This is a genomic window from Hymenobacter chitinivorans DSM 11115, from assembly GCF_002797555.1.
GTDB classification, from domain to species: domain Bacteria; phylum Bacteroidota; class Bacteroidia; order Cytophagales; family Hymenobacteraceae; genus Hymenobacter; species Hymenobacter chitinivorans.
Map to the genome: position 1 here is coordinate 267,581 of NZ_PGFA01000005.1, position 14,207 is coordinate 281,787.

11 protein-coding genes are annotated in these 14,207 nt (G+C 61.8%); 6 read left to right on the forward strand and 5 right to left on the reverse strand.

Annotated features, from left to right (window positions below; translation table 11 throughout):
* Window positions 1-602: 602 nt before the first annotated feature.
* The 4 genes from CLV45_RS23780 to CLV45_RS23795 form a co-directional block, all read right to left on the reverse strand.
* A complete protein-coding gene (locus CLV45_RS23780; protein WP_100338994.1) occupies window positions 603-1,685 on the reverse strand; it encodes a lipase family alpha/beta hydrolase in 1,083 nt (360 codons plus the stop codon).
* Window positions 1,682-2,608: a T9SS type A sorting domain-containing protein gene (locus CLV45_RS23785; protein ID WP_100338995.1), complete on the reverse strand. Its 927-nt coding sequence runs from the start codon at window positions 2,606-2,608 to the stop codon at window positions 1,682-1,684. The genes CLV45_RS23780 and CLV45_RS23785 overlap by 4 nt, the downstream gene beginning before the upstream one ends.
* Window positions 2,609-2,746: 138 nt before the next feature.
* Window positions 2,747-3,598 carry a rhomboid family intramembrane serine protease gene (locus CLV45_RS23790; RefSeq protein WP_100338996.1) on the reverse strand — a complete coding sequence of 284 codons (852 nt, stop codon included), beginning with the start codon at window positions 3,596-3,598 and terminating at the stop codon, window positions 2,747-2,749.
* 45 nt (window positions 3,599-3,643) lie between these two features.
* Window positions 3,644-4,741 carry a hypothetical protein gene (locus CLV45_RS23795; RefSeq protein WP_100338997.1) on the reverse strand — a complete coding sequence of 366 codons (1,098 nt, stop codon included), beginning with the start codon at window positions 4,739-4,741 and terminating at the stop codon, window positions 3,644-3,646.
* A gap of 154 nt (window positions 4,742-4,895) precedes the next feature.
* Here CLV45_RS23795 and CLV45_RS23800 point away from each other — a divergent pair, with 154 nt between their 5' ends.
* The 4 genes from CLV45_RS23800 (at window position 4,896) to CLV45_RS23815 (ending at window position 8,498) form a co-directional block, all read left to right on the forward strand.
* Entirely contained in the window at window positions 4,896-5,207 is a 312-nt protein-coding gene (locus CLV45_RS23800) for a hypothetical protein (RefSeq protein ID WP_100338998.1), read from the forward strand.
* Window positions 5,208-5,320: 113 nt separating this feature from the next.
* Entirely contained in the window at window positions 5,321-5,620 is a 300-nt protein-coding gene (locus CLV45_RS23805; RefSeq protein ID WP_100338999.1) for a hypothetical protein, read from the forward strand.
* Window positions 5,621-5,814: 194 nt separating this feature from the next.
* Window positions 5,815-6,561: an arylamine N-acetyltransferase family protein gene (locus tag CLV45_RS23810; RefSeq protein WP_100339000.1), complete on the forward strand. Its 747-nt coding sequence runs from the start codon at window positions 5,815-5,817 to the stop codon at window positions 6,559-6,561.
* Window positions 6,562-6,731: 170 nt separating this feature from the next.
* Window positions 6,732-8,498, forward strand: coding sequence for a glycoside hydrolase family 10 protein (locus CLV45_RS23815; protein WP_100339001.1), 1,767 nt, complete (start codon window positions 6,732-6,734; stop codon window positions 8,496-8,498).
* A gap of 137 nt (window positions 8,499-8,635) precedes the next feature.
* On the opposite strand, the gene CLV45_RS23820 is transcribed toward CLV45_RS23815, so the two are convergent.
* Window positions 8,636-9,025 (reverse strand): hypothetical protein, encoded by a 390-nt coding sequence (locus CLV45_RS23820; protein WP_100339002.1) that lies wholly within the window; start codon window positions 9,023-9,025, stop codon window positions 8,636-8,638.
* Window positions 9,026-9,402: 377 nt separating this feature from the next.
* Between CLV45_RS23820 and CLV45_RS23825 the strand changes: the two genes are divergently transcribed.
* On the forward strand, window positions 9,403-12,366 hold the full coding sequence (locus CLV45_RS23825) for a SusC/RagA family TonB-linked outer membrane protein (RefSeq protein ID WP_100339003.1): 2,964 nt from the start codon (window positions 9,403-9,405) through the stop codon (window positions 12,364-12,366).
* A gap of 144 nt (window positions 12,367-12,510) precedes the next feature.
* A complete protein-coding gene (locus tag CLV45_RS23830) occupies window positions 12,511-14,175 on the forward strand; it encodes a RagB/SusD family nutrient uptake outer membrane protein (protein ID WP_100339004.1) in 1,665 nt (554 codons plus the stop codon).
* Window positions 14,176-14,207 lie beyond the last annotated feature (32 nt).

The window sequence follows — 14,207 nt, forward strand, 5'->3', positions numbered from 1 at the left end:
TGTATGAATTATTATTAGTGTGAATAACTTATTTTATTAGGATTAATTATTTTATGAAGAGGCCGGCCCGGGGTTATCCCGGGCCGGCCTCTTGCTTTGTCACATAGTCTATATAGGCCGGCTTCGTTGGCTGGCTAGGCCAGCGGGTGGTAGCCGCACTGGGAAAGAATGTGGCGCCAAATGTCGACCTGTCCTATTCAATCCTAGTACCTGCCTCTGACCTGACGTTAGAGTGGCTGCCAAGTCAGATAGCTGCTCCAAGGCCAGGTTGGTCCCTAGAAACTCCGACTTGGTGTAATAAATTTCAATTCGGTGTAGGCCTGGTATATGTTTGTATCATCAGAAAGGCACTGCAAACAACGATTGTATGAAAAAGCGCTACTGGAATAAAATGACCATGATTATCAATAATGTATTTGACTTTATATTATTTGAATTATAAACAGCTTTATTGAATTATAATTATTGTTATTTTATCAATTTTTATCATTAGTGAGTATTATTATTTATTAGGTGTTTATTAATTATAAAAAAACGCCCCGGTCGACTTACGACTGGGGCATTTTTTTATAGGTTGCCGACGAGGCGTTGCTGCGACCCGACTACAGGTGCTCCCGCAGGTACTGGTACACCTCCGGGTTCGACAGCAGGCCGGCGTGGCTTTGCTGGGCAAATACGCGGGTTTGCACTTGGGCCTCGGGCGGCAGGGCCGGGTCGCCGAAGACCCGGCCCACGGCGCTACCGGCGCCCACGAGCCCGTCGCCGAAGTAGTGGTGCAGGGCCGAAGTAGCGGTTTTGAGCAGGGAGCCCACCAGCACATGGTAGCGCACGCCGGGCAGGGGCGGCACTACCGTGCGCGGCGGCATCAACAGGTCGTCGGCGTGCGGATTTTGCCAGTCGGCATCCACCAGAAAGGCGTGCCGCAAGTCTTTGATGCCGTTGCTGCGCTGGTCCATGGCCTTGCTCAGAAAGCGGGTCGGGGCCACGTTTATCTTGCGCAGCATCACGGAGGTCAGGTGGCTGTTCTGCTCCAGAAACGAGCCGTCGTTGGGCACGCCCAGCAAAAACACCGACCGGAGCCGGCTTACCCACTCGGCCGGCGTGCCAGTGGGCGTATGGGTGCCATAATAGCCCGCGCTGCGAATTACGAGGCCGCCCATTGAGTGGCCTACCAGTACCAATTCGCCCACGTCCTGGGGGTGCTGGTGCAGGAGCTCGGTTAGCAGCCCGGCCAGCAGCTGGCCGTTCTGAGAAATGTGCAGGCCGCTGTTGTAGCGCACGTAGAGGCAGCGCACCCCGGCCTCGCGCTGCAGCAGCGGGCCGTAGCGGGGCACATCGGCGGGGCTGCCCGCCTGCCAGATCAGCTCGTCGCCCATCAGGCCGTGCAGAAACACCACGGTGGTGCGCGGCGGTCCGGGCAGGTGCAGGTCGGCCACGGCCACGTCGGCACCCAGCTGGCGGAAGCTCATCTGAATAGCTCGCGCATCCTGGCGGGCAGCAAGCTGGTCGCCGATGGCGCCGTTGAGAATGGGCAGGGTGAAGTGCCGGTAGGCTTGGCCCGTGTGGTAGAGGTAGTCGAGGCCCTGGGCTGGAAGCGAAACCGCCCTTCGGGCCGCCGCCGAAAATCGGCGCCAGCGCGAAGGGCGGTCGGAAGAATCACCGGAAGGTGAGGTTACATCGGTCACTGCAGCAGAAGTTTGTGAACTACCGGTCCTTCGGGCGTATCGAGGCGCAAGGTATACAACCCGGCCCGTTGTCCGCGCAGGTCTACGGTGCGCTGGCCCGAAGCGTTGACCGGAGCTGCCGCCCCGCGCAATACTACCCGACCCGCTATGTCGGTCACGGTATAAGCCGAGCGCGTCCAGCTGGCATCCCGCGAGGTGCTGAGCGTAAAGAGGCCCGTGTTGCTCGGGTTCGGCGACACGGTAATAGCCGCGTTGCGGGCCGCGTTGACCGTGGCCAGGGCCGTGCCGGTCATCACCACGTCATCGATCAGCAGGGCGCTGCCCACGGTGGGCGCATCCTGGGTGCTGGAAGCGAACAGAATGCGAATCGAGTCGGGGGCGGCACTCGATTCGTAGTCCAGCGGAATCGTCTGGAGCGTGTAGTTGGCCGCCGGAGCGAGGTCGGTTCCGCCGGCAGCTATTATAACCGATTCCGAACCATTCCAGCGGGTGAGAACCACCTGGGCGGCGGCCATTTCGGTGGCTGCGGCAGCCCCCGTGAGCTTGTAGTAGAACTGCATGTTGGCGGGCCGGGCCGTGAAGGGTACTCCCCCTGGAAAGTCGGCATTGAGGTCGGCGCTGGAGCCAATAATCAACACGCCCGGGAAAGTTACGCCCAGCAGCGGGTTGGCTTTATTTTCTAACAGGGCGGCGTACTGCCCCCCGTGCTTATCGGTGGAGCGGCTCGTCGTGCCGGTCGGAATGGGAAATCCAAGCGAAATCAGCACGTCATCAAATGTGGCCCAGCCCGTCGGGGCCAGGGCGGTACCGCGGGTGACCCAGGTTTCGAGGTTACCGTTGGGCAGGGTCTGGGCCGAGGCCGCCGTAAGCGTTCCGGCACTGGTCAGGGCCAGAAGAAAAAGGCGTAAAAAAGTTTTTTTCATAGCACGTAAGGAAAGAGGAAAGTGAGGATGAGGTACTGACAGCTGTTTAAACTAGATGAAGGAATAAGGCATAAGGTTGCCAAGGGCCCAAAGGTAGAACCTAATAAATAAAAAGTTCAATCACATCTTTAGGGGTTGCTATTCTATTGGCTTGGACTTACGGGCAACGGCCGCGTAAAGCAATCCGAGCAGGCTGCCGGTAAGCAAGCCCCCGAGGTGGGCGGCATTGTCGGTGGGGCCGCCTCCCTCCAGGCCGGCCTGCAACTGACTTGGAACCAGGAGCATAACTAGCCAGAGCAAACCGTAGCGCTGCGGCCGGCTTAGGGGTACGGCGCCGGTGAGGGCCAGGGCCAGCAGCAGCCCATAGAGCCCAAATATTGCCCCGGAAGCCCCCACCGAGTTGACGCCCATCGTGTGCCACCAGGCGCTGGTCAGGCTGCCGCCCACCCCGCTGGCCAGGTATAGCAGCAGCAGCGCCCGGGGGCCCACCAGGGATTCGGTGAGCCGGCCCAGAAACAGCAATGCCAGGCTATTGAGCAGCAAATGGGCCAGGCCACCGTGCACGAAACAGCTGGTCAGCAGGCGCCAGGGCTGCTGGTGCAGGCTCAGGGGCGAAAAGTTGGAGCCCCACCGAATCAAGTCGGCCGCCCGGGGCTCAAAGGCATCCACGTCGGCCAGTACCATCAGGGCAAACACCAGAAAGTTCAGGGCCAGCAGCAGCGGGGTAATGTAGTAGGAGGCCGAGGGCCGCAGCAGGCTCCCGAGCGTATCGGCGGCCTGTTGGTACCAGGGCTGCTCGATGGGGGCTGCCGCAGGGGCCGGCGGCAGCGGCTCGACCGTCTCGGTGGGCACCAGGCCGCGCTGCTGCAGCTCCCGCACGGCGGCCTGGCCCAGGGCGGGTGGGTAGCGGCGGGCATTCTGGGCGAAGTACAGCAGTTCCGCGTCCGTTTTTTGAGCGAATAGCTCCGCAAATGTTGACTCGGCAGCCATAGTAAATTTAAAAGCCGGAAGGACGGCAAAAGTTTGGCCAGGCCGCTACTGCTCCCGCTGGGCCGCCGCTTTGGTAACAACAATAACGGCCCCGGAGTGGGCCCGGGGCCCGAAAGCCCGCACCGCCATGTCCCCGTCGAGGACCGTCACGCGCTGAATATCGTCGGGGGCCAGCTGCTGAACCTGGCTGGGGGCTTCCCCGGTTTGGGCGTCGCTGGCCAGCAGCTCCCCGTCCAGCACGTACACCGGGTTGTGGCCGGGGCGGGTCGGGGGCAGCTGGGTTTGAATTTTCACCGCCGGAGCCACTTTAACGCGGGTTTTGGTGAGGGTGCCCGGCGTGAGGCGCCGGGCCGGCGGCACGCCCAGCAAACCCTGGCGCAGGTAGAGCACCGAGTCGTTCAGCAGCATGGAGTACTCGTTCAGCACCGGAGCCCCCACTTCGTAGGCCCCGCGCTGGGCTTCCAGGGTGGTCGTCCGGATAACGGCCACGCGCCGCATCTGGGCCAACTCGCGCAGCATCGTGGGCTGCAGGCGGTGGCTATAGCGCAGGGCAGTGGTCAGGCGCCGCCATTTGTCCTGGGTAATGGCCACCTGCCCGGGAAAGGTGGCGTCGGTTTTCCCGGCCACCACCTGGTCGAAGAGGTAGCTCGACTGGTTTTCGGCCTCCCAGAACCGCCGGGCCAGGTTCAGAAACTTGCGCTGGGCGGTGGTATCGGCCCGCTCGGCGGCGGGCAACGCGGCCGGCATCTGCCGCAGCTGGGCAGTGGTCAGCGAATCGAAGGCCGGCAGCTGGTGCGTGGCCACCGAGGCCAGGGGCGCGGGGGGCGTCGGCTTAGCCGCAGCCACTGGCTTGGCGGGAGCCGTGGGCCAGAAAAATAAAGCCGCCGCCGCTACTACCAGGCCCGCGCCCAGGGCCGGGGCCAGCCAGTTGCGGGCCGGCGCCTCCCCGGAAGGTGGCGCAGTTTCGGCTGCGGCCGGCGCCAGGGGCGGTGGGGCCACCGAGATGCCCCGGCGGCTGAGTTCGTGCCGGGCCCGGATGATGAGGTCGGCGTGGTAAAAGCCCGGATTCTGAACCAGGTACAGCAGCTCGGCGTCGGTTTTGGAAAGCAGGAAATCGGAATTCGGGGAAAGCGGGGCAGACATGGGCGAAGCTGAACTATACGGCGGAGTATCAACCCGTAAGATGAGAAAAACTGCGGGCAAAACCAGCACGCTGGCCTAACCAGCCCGGCCGCCCGGCGTATAGACTAGGGCACGGCCCGTAGCGGCGGTGCTTTGCTACCCTAGCCCCCAGCTTATGCAAGATCCTCAGGAAATACCCACCGACGGCCGCAACATCCAGCAGGCCACCACCTCGCAGTCGGAGCAGCGCCAACCCGAAGGCCGGCAGGCGCCCGGCACCACCGAAGCCCTGCGCGGCCTCAACGCCGACGACAACTCCGGCAGCGGCGGCACCGAAGGCGGCCACGAAATTAAGGGCCAGCGCGTGAGCACCGGCCCCAACTACGACCAGCCCGGCAACGCGGCCGACGGCGACGTGGGCGGCAGCTCCACCTCGGCCGGCACCGGCGTATCGGGCGGCGAAACCGGCCAAGTGCCCCAGCTTTAGTTGTTAGTTGTTGGTTGTCAGTTGTTCGGTCGTTCTTACGAACAACTGACAACCAACAACTAGCAACTAACAACTAGCAACTAACAACCAACAACCATCCAAAACCCACTCTCATGTCCAGCAAACCCAATAATCCCGGCAATACTTCCGAAGACAGCGGTGCCAAGCGCGTGAGCACCACCAACCACGGCCAGGACGGTACCTCGAAAAACGAGGCCTACGCCGCCGCCCAGAAGGCCCAGCAGGAAGGGCAGGACCAGCAAAACGACGCCACCACCAGCACCCAGAGCAACATGGGCAACGGCGACGGTATCCGCGGCGAGTACGGCGACGCCAGCCAGACCAACGGCATGGAAGGCGGCAGCAACGCCGGCAACAAAGACCAGAACGACACCCGCAAAAACAATAACTAAGGGCTTCGAGCCAGAAGCCTGAACCGACAACGAGCCGCCCCGGTTGCTAACAGCAGCGGGGCGGCTTTTTTGGGTGGTTTTAAGCCCGGAAACAACGTTGACCCGGGCCCCGGAGCAGTTTTGGTAATTCTTAGCTTTACAACCCCGCGCGGCCCACCAGCGGCGCGGTTTACCTTCCTGCTAACCTGCTTCTGATGAACCCACTCCCGTATCTGGCCCGGCTGCAGTACACTGCCCAGCCCGCGGTAAACCTGTCCACGCTGCGGGAGCTGCAGGCGGCACATCTGCTGCGGGTGCCCTTCGAAAACCTGGATATTCACCTGGGCCGCCGCATCGAGCTGGCCGGCAGCTACGCCAAAATCGTGGGGCAGGGGCGGGGCGGCTTTTGCTACGAGCTCAACGGCGCGTTTGCCGAGCTGCTGCGCGCCTTGGGCTTTACGGTCCGGCTGATTTCGGCCCGGGTGCACACGTCCGCCGGCGAATTTGGCCCCGAATTCGACCATATGGCCTGCCTCGTTACGCTGCCCGGCACCGATTATCTGGTGGATGTGGGCTTCGGAGAGTTCAGCCTCGGGCCGCTGGCCCTGACGCTCGATGTCGAGCAAGAGGACCCCCGCGGGCAGTTCCGGCTCCGGCGCCACGACGCGCACTACCTGGTGGTGGAGAAATTCGATGGCCGCCGCTTTCAGCCCGAGTACCTATTCCAGGAAACCCCGCGGGAGGTAGCCGAATTTGCGGCTATGTGTCACTTTCACCAAACCAGCCCCGAGTCCCACTTCACCCGTAAGCGGCTGTGTACCCGGCCTACGCTCACCGGGCGCGTTACCATTACCGGCCACACGCTGCGCATAAAGGACGGGGCGAATCTAACCGAAACTGAGCTGGTCGACCCGGCCGAGTTTGACCGGGCCCTGTACCAGTATTTTGAAATCCGGCTGTAAAAAGCAGCGGGCCGGCTACTGGGGCCCAAGGGCTGATTAAGGGCGGCAGAGCGGTTTTCTTCTCTCCGGAAGCGCAGTAAGAAGCCGGGCCGCGCCGGATTTTACGGGCGGGCCGCGGCGGGCGGCAGTAGGGTGCGTAATTTGCGGACGATTTTCCCGTTTTCGTGCTGATGTTCCGATTGATTGCCGCTGCCCGCCCTGTTGCTCTTTGGTTTGTTTTTTTCCTGCTGCTGGTGCTGTTCGGTTCCGGCCGGCCGCTGCGGGCCCAGGACGGGCCCCCCAAGCGGGAGCTGCGCGGGGTCTGGATTGCCACCGTCGAGAATATTGACTGGCCCAGCAGCCGCACCCTGACGCCCGAACAGCAGCGCCGCGAATACCGCCGCATTCTCGACGTGCAGCAGCGCAACGGCATCAACGCCGTGTTTGTGCAGGTACGCCCCGCCGCCGACGCCTTTTACCAGAGTGAGCTGGAGCCCTGGAGCAAGTGGCTGACGGGGCAACAGGGCAAGGCGCCCAGCCCGGCCTACGACCCGCTGCCGTTTCTGATTGAGGAAGCCCACGCCCGGGGCATGGAGTTTCACGCCTGGTTTAACCCCTACCGGGCCAGCATGGACTCCGTTACGCGCCGCCTGGCCCCCAGCCACCCGTTTCGGCAGCACCCCGAGTGGTTTTTGCGCTTCGGCGGTAAGCTGCTCTTCAACCCCGGCCTGCCCGAGGTGCGCAGCTACATTACTACCGTCATTCTGGACGTGGTGCGGCGCTACGACATCGACGGGGTGCACTTCGACGACTACTTTTACCCGTACCCCGAGCCCGGCCTCAAAATCCAGGATGAGGCGGCCTTCCGGCAGTACAATCCCGACAGCCTCAAGCTGGCCGACTGGCGCCGGCAGAACGTGAACAAGCTCATTGAGCACCTCCACGACACTATTCAGGACACCAAGCGCTGGGTCAAATTTGGTATTTCGCCCTTCGGCGTCTGGATGAACAAGTCGGCCCACCCCGAGGGCTCCGACACCCGCGCCGGACAGCCCAGCTACGCCAACCTCTACGCCGACTCCCGCCTGTGGCTGCAGGAGGGCTGGATCGACTACATCGTGCCCCAGCTCTACTGGAGCACCAACTTTAAGCTGGTGCCCTACGCCACGCTGCTTGAATGGTGGACCCGCAACCACTTCGGCCGCCACCTCTACATCGGGCAGGGCGCCTACCGGATGCTGGAAAACACCCGTTCCGATACCACCTGGCGCAACCCACGGGAATTACCGCGGCAAGTGCGCCTCAACCGCTCGTACCCCACGGAGGTTAGCGGCAGCGTGTTTTTCAGTGCCCGCTCCCTGATGTCGAACCCGCTGCACACCCGCGACTCGCTGCGCCAGAATCTGTTCCGCTACCCGGCTCTGGTGCCCACCATGCCCTGGCTCGACGCCGTGCCGCCCCGCCCGGCCCAAAACCTGGTGCTGGCCCGCGCCGGCGCCGTGACGACCCTAACCTGGCAGCCCGGCCCGGCCGCTGCCGATGGCGACGTGGCCCGCTACTTCGTGGTCTACCGCTTTACCAAAGACCAGCAGCCCACCCCCGACGACCCGCGCAACATCGTGGCCCTGGTGCAGCACCGCCCCGGCACCGCGCCTACGCTCGTCGACACCAGCGCCGTGCCCGGCACCGACTACGCCTACTACCTCACCGCCGTCGACCGGCTGCACAACGAAAGCACCCCGGTTCGGGTGACGACCCAGGGCAAGGCTGCCGAGGTAATCGTGGCCCAGGCGCCGACGCCCGCCCCAACTCCCGCGCCGCCGGTGGCAGCCCCGCGGCCGGTGCCCCCGCCCCGCCCGGCAGTGGTGAAGTCCGAAACGGAAACGGCGGGGGTAACCAAAGTCAAGGTCAAAGCCAAGAAGCGCGGATTCTTTGCCCGCCTGTTTGGGCGGCGGTAAGAGGGAATAACTGATTTACCCCAAAGCCGCGGCTTCGCAATTGTAGTAGGGCCGCGGCTTTGGTGCGCTAGTGCAGTAGGGTATCGGCCTACACCCGGTGGGTTTGGGGTTGGCCGGTAGCTGGTGCGGCGAAGAAGCTACTTGTTGCCAAAAAACTGGAGAACCAGAATAAGAACTATACCGGGCAGGAGCACAAACAGGATAAGGCCAAGGCTTCGTACCAGTAGCTGCGCTTCGGTTTCTTTTTCGCGCCACCTGCCCGCCAGCTCCCAATACGTATTGCGGTACCGCCGGTAATTGAGATACAGAATAGGGCCTGAGATGAGAATAAAGTATTTAGAAGATGCTTTTAGGAACTGTACTCTGTCCACGAAGGGTAGAGTAGCGCTCAGAATCATATAGATAATGGCAATTGCCCAGAGGCTTTGCAGCAGTGATACAACGATTTGAGCTGTGAAGGCGTCGCGCCCATCCTTCTTGTAGTAGTGCCTGGCAAATCGATAAAATACATAGTCAAACGGGTTCATACGTCTTGGTGAACAGCCGCTAACACAGAATCGGCTACCGCAAATAGAGGTCGTTGATTTGGCGTATTGCCGATAAGCGAAATGGCTTTAAGAGGTGAAATGGATGAGGTAGTATCTGTATAGTGCAATAATTGCATGTAGCCGAGGTGAGTGCAGCTCGATTTTTCGGGGTCCGAAAACAAGTGCCAGGAGTGAGTAATTACTCATGCAGACAAAAAACCGGGGCGTTGGCAACGTTCCCGACAACGTTTGCATAAAATATTCTGGTGCAATTCTGTGGTTTTTACCCGAATACGGCAACCTTATGGGAGTACTACTAGCGAATCTAATCTTGCTCATTCTTCGGCAAGTCAAATTTCCACCCAACTCCCAACCCCATGAAAAACTGGTTACTAACAATGGTGCTGCTGCTCGGCCTGGCCGGGCACGCCTGGGCCCAGCAAGCCCGGCAGCTGACCGGGCAGGTACTCGATGAAGCCTCGGGCCAGGGTCTGCCCGGCGTGACGGTGGTGGTGAAAGGCACCACCATCGGTACCGGCACCGACGGCAGCGGCAACTTCTCCCTGAACCTGCCGGCCGGTACCGAGCCCACGCTGGTGCTGAGCTACGTGGGCTACCTGGCCCAGACGGTAACCGTGGACAACTCGAACACGATAAAAGTGCGCCTCAAAACCGACCAGAAAGCCCTGGACGAAGTCGTGGTAATCGGCTACGGGGAGGTGAAGAAGAGCGACGTAACCGGCGCCATTGTGTCGGTGAAGGAAGCCGACCTGAAGAAGATTCCGGCTGCCAACGTCATGGAAACCCTGCAGGGCCGCCTGCCCGGCGTGGACATTACCAGCGCCAGCGGCTCGGCCGGGGCGGCCGTCAATATTGCCGTGCGCGGCAACCGCTCCATTCTGGCCAGCAACGGCCCCCTCTTTATCGTGGACGGGGTGCAGTACAACTCGATTCAGGACATCAACCCCAATGATATTCAGAGCATGGAAGTGCTCAAAGACGCCGCTTCCACGGCCATCTACGGGGCCCGGGGCGCCAACGGGGTTATCATCGTGACCACCAAAAAGGGCGCGGCCGGCAAAACGACCATCACCCTGAATTCCTACTACGGCGTGACCGACAAGGTGTACTACCCCAAGGTGAACAACGGGGCCGAGTACGTGGCCCAGAAGCGGGAAGCCAACCGCACCACCGGCAACTGGAGCAGCCCCGCCGACGACTCGAAAATCTTCACGCCCCTGGAATTGCAGGCCATTGCCAGCGGCACGACCACCAACTGGGCCGACCTGCTGCTGCGCAACGGCGTGCAGCAGGAGCACCAGATTGGCGTGGCCGGCGGCTCGGAGAAAACCAAGTTCTACCTCTCCGGCGACTACTACAACGAGCAGGGCCTGTTTCGCAACGACAAGCTGAACCGCTACTCCTTCCGGGCCAACATCGACCAGGCCATCAACGACAAGGTGCGCATCGGCCTGCAAAACCAGCTGACCTACTACAACCTCGACGCCCGGCGGGACCCCACCAACCTGGCCAACAAAATCAACCCGCTGTTCACGCCCTACGACGCCAACGGCAACTTCGTGAACTACCCCAACAACGCGGCCTTTTTGAACCCGCTGGCCGACGAGCAGACCGACGCCTACTCGAACAACACCCGCCGGACCCGTACGTTCTCGACGGCCTACGTGAGCTACCAGATCCTGCCCAGCCTGAACTTCCGCTCGAACGTGGGCCTGACGCTGTCCAATGACCGCACCGGCATCTACCAGGGCCAGTACTCCATCGACCGGAATGGGCAGGTCAACCAGGCTTCCTACGGTACCGGCTTCGAAACCAACTGGAGCTGGGAAAACATCCTGAACTACAGCAAAACCTTCGGCGACCATTCCATTTCGGCCACCGGCGTTACCTCGCTGCTGACCTTCAACCAGGAAAACTCCCTGGCCCAGGGCCGCGGCATCCCGGTGCCCTACCAGCAGTACTACGCCCTGGCCAACGCGGCCCAGGTCGTGACGCCCTACACCAACCTGACCCGCAGCAAGCTGATTTCGCTCACCGGCCGGGTGCAGTACGGCTTCAAGAGCCGCTACCTGCTCACGCTCACGGCCCGCGAAGACGGTTCCTCGAAGCTCTATCAGGGCAACAATTTCGCCTTCTTCCCCTCGGCCGCCGTGGCCTGGCGCATCGTTGACGAGGAATTCATGAAGGGCGTGACGCCCGTCACCGACCTGAAGCTGCGCGTGAGCTATGGGAAGGCCGGCAACTACGACGTGGCCCCGTACTCCTCCCAGAGCCTGCTGACGCGCATTCCCTTCAGCTTCGGCGAAACCAGCGCCGCCGGCTACGGCTTCGACAAGCGCGTGGGCAACACCGACCTGGACTGGGAAATTTCCTGGACCAAGAACGTCGGCCTGGACTTCGGCCTGATCCGCAACCGCCTCACCGGCTCCATCGACGTGTACGAAACCATGACCAGCGACCTGCTGCTCGACAACTTTCTGCCCTCGACCACGGGCCGGGGCAACATCACCGAGAACATCGGCAAAACCCGCAACCGGGGCGTGGAAGTGGGCCTGAATGCCCTGGCCTACGAAACTCCCGACTTCCGCTGGAACGTGGGTGTGACCTGGTTTAAAAACCAGGAGCGCATCCTGGAGCTGGGCGGGGCCGACGACCTGGTCAACAACCGCTTCGTGGGCTACCCCGTGCGCGTGTTCTACGACTACGAGAAAATCGGCATCTGGCAAACCGACGAGGCCGACGCGGCCAAAGCCGTCGGCCAGAAGCCCGGCCAGATCAAGGTGAAAGACCTCAACGGGGACGGCAAGATTACGGCCGCCGCCGACCGCCGCGTGCTGGGCTCGGCCGTGCCCAAGTGGAGCGGCAGCTTCAACAGCGACTTCAGCTACAAGGGCATCGACCTCTCGTTCCAGATTTTCGCCCGCATCGGCCAGATGATCAACTACGAGTACGCCCAGATCTTCGACCCCCAGGGCATCGAAAACAGCGGCGTGCACAACTACTGGACCCCCGAAAACCCTAGCAACGACTACCCCCGCCCCGACGCCTCGCTCTCGAAGTCGACGATGCAGAACAGCCTCTACGGCACCACGCTGCAGTACCGCGACGGTTCGTTTGCCAAGCTGCGCGGCGTGACGCTGGGCTACAACCTGCCCAAGGGCTGGCTGGAGAAAGTGGGCGTGGGCACGGCCCGCATCTACGTGCAGGGTAAAAACCTCTACACCGTCAGCAAAATCGACAACTACGACCCCGAGCGGGGCGGCCCCATTACCACGCCCATTCCCCGCGTCGTGCTGGCCGGTATCAACCTTGGTTTTTAGGGGTTAGCTGATAGTTGTTCGTTGTCAGTTGTCAGTTGTTAGGTCGTGCTGGTATCCACTAGAACAATCAACAATCAACAATCATCAACCAACAATGAGCAACTAACAACTAACAACGAGCAACTGACAACTAACAACGCTCCCATGAAATTCTCGACCTACATATATAGCACCCTGGCCGCCGTGACGCTGGCCGGACTTACCTCCTGCGAAAAGCAGCTGGAGGAGTATAATCCCTCGGGTCTGACGCCCGAATCGGTGTATACCACGCCGGCCGGGTTCGACAACCTGGTGAATGCCGCTTACTCCTACACCCGCTGGTGGTACGGTAAGGAAGACGGCTACAGCATGTCGGAAATGGGCACCGACCTGTGGCTGCGCGGGGCCGGCGACGTAAACCCCGACCTAACCGACTACACCACCCTGCAGTCCAGCTCCCGGGCCGTGGAGTCGCTCTGGAGCAAGCTCTACATTGGCATCAACGTCTGCAACGCGGGCATCAGCCGGGTGGGGCAGTCGGGCATGAGCGACGCGACGAAGAAAATCCGGGAGGGTGAGCTGCGCTTTCTGCGGGCCTTCTACTACTGGCACATCGTGGAGAGCTGGGGCGGCGTGCACTTCACCACCGCCGAAACCCTGGGCGCCGTGAAGACGGCCAACCGCACGCCGGTCGACGAGTTCTACAAGCAGATTTTCGAGGACCTGAACATTGCCGTGGCCAACCTGCCCATCACGCCCCAGGTTGCCACCGAGTACGGCCGCGTGACCAAGCCCGCCGCCGAGGCCTTCCTGGCCAAGATGTACCTGACCCGGGGCGAAAACCAGAAAGCCGCCGAACTGGCCCAGAAGGTTATTGCCACCTACGGCTTTTCTCTCCAGAAAAACTACGCTGACCTGTGGTCGATGAGCAACCTGGAAAACAAGGAAATCGTGTGGGCCGTGAACTACTCCCGCGACCTGACCCTGAACGACCGGGTGGATACGGGCCTCTACCCCGACGGCCACCCCCGCGGCGGCAACAACGGCCACCTGGTGTGGATGATGAAGTACGACGACCAGCCCGGCATGACCCGCGACATTGCCAACGGCCGGCCCTTCAACCGCTTCATGCCCACCAAGTTTCTACTCAACCTCTTCGACGAAACCAAGGACTCGCGCTACACCGCTTCCTTCCGCACGGTGTGGCTGGCCAACGTGGATGTGACGACCGGCACCAAGCCCTTGTCCAAAGGCGACACGGCCATTCTGGCCACCAAAAAGGTGGTATCGACGGCCGTGCGCAACGCTAAGAAGTACCGCGTGTACGACGTCAACGACATTTACAATGCCAACGGCACCGGCAAAAACCGCCTGCAGTACGTGTGCCTGCGCAAGTTTGACGACCCCACCCGGCCCACGGCCCAGGAAGAGCAGAGTGCCCGTGACGCCTACGTGATTCGCCTGGCCGACGTGTACCTGATGGCCGCCGAAGCCAACTTCAAGCTGGGCAAGACCGACGACGCCGTCAAGCAAATCAACGCCGTGCGGGAGCGGGCCGCGCTGCCCGGCAAAGTGGCCGATATGCGCATCAGCGCCGCCGACCTGAGCCTGGACTTCATCCTCGACGAGCGGGCCCGGGAGCTGGCCGGCGAGCAGCTGCGCTGGTTTGACCTGAAACGCACCAACAAGCTGGTGGAGCGCGTGAAGAAGAACAACCCCGAGGCCGGCGCCAGCATTCAGGACTACCACACGGTGCGCCCCATTCCGCAGCGCCAGCTCGACGCAGTAACCAACAAGAGCGAGTTTATCCAAAACCCGAACTACCGCTAGCCCTGGTAGTCAGTCCACGCAAAAGGCCCGTC

What these genes read in the sequence shown, in the direction of transcription:
- CLV45_RS23830 (WP_100339004.1), top strand. Translation starts at nt 12,511, where the DNA reads ATGAAATTCTCGACCTACATATATAGCACCCTGGCCGCCGTGACGCTG.
- CLV45_RS23825 (WP_100339003.1), top strand. Translation starts at nt 9,403, where the DNA reads ATGAAAAACTGGTTACTAACAATGGTGCTGCTGCTCGGCCTGGCCGGG.
- CLV45_RS23805 (WP_100338999.1), top strand. Translation starts at nt 5,321, where the DNA reads ATGTCCAGCAAACCCAATAATCCCGGCAATACTTCCGAAGACAGCGGT.
- CLV45_RS23810 (WP_100339000.1), top strand. Translation starts at nt 5,815, where the DNA reads ATGAACCCACTCCCGTATCTGGCCCGGCTGCAGTACACTGCCCAGCCC.
- CLV45_RS23815 (WP_100339001.1), top strand. Translation starts at nt 6,732, where the DNA reads ATGTTCCGATTGATTGCCGCTGCCCGCCCTGTTGCTCTTTGGTTTGTT.
- CLV45_RS23800 (WP_100338998.1), top strand. Translation starts at nt 4,896, where the DNA reads ATGCAAGATCCTCAGGAAATACCCACCGACGGCCGCAACATCCAGCAG.
- CLV45_RS23820 (WP_100339002.1), bottom strand. Translation starts at nt 9,025, where the DNA reads ATGAACCCGTTTGACTATGTATTTTATCGATTTGCCAGGCACTACTAC.
- CLV45_RS23795 (WP_100338997.1), bottom strand. Translation starts at nt 4,741, where the DNA reads ATGTCTGCCCCGCTTTCCCCGAATTCCGATTTCCTGCTTTCCAAAACC.
- CLV45_RS23785 (WP_100338995.1), bottom strand. Translation starts at nt 2,608, where the DNA reads ATGAAAAAAACTTTTTTACGCCTTTTTCTTCTGGCCCTGACCAGTGCC.
- CLV45_RS23790 (WP_100338996.1), bottom strand. Translation starts at nt 3,598, where the DNA reads ATGGCTGCCGAGTCAACATTTGCGGAGCTATTCGCTCAAAAAACGGAC.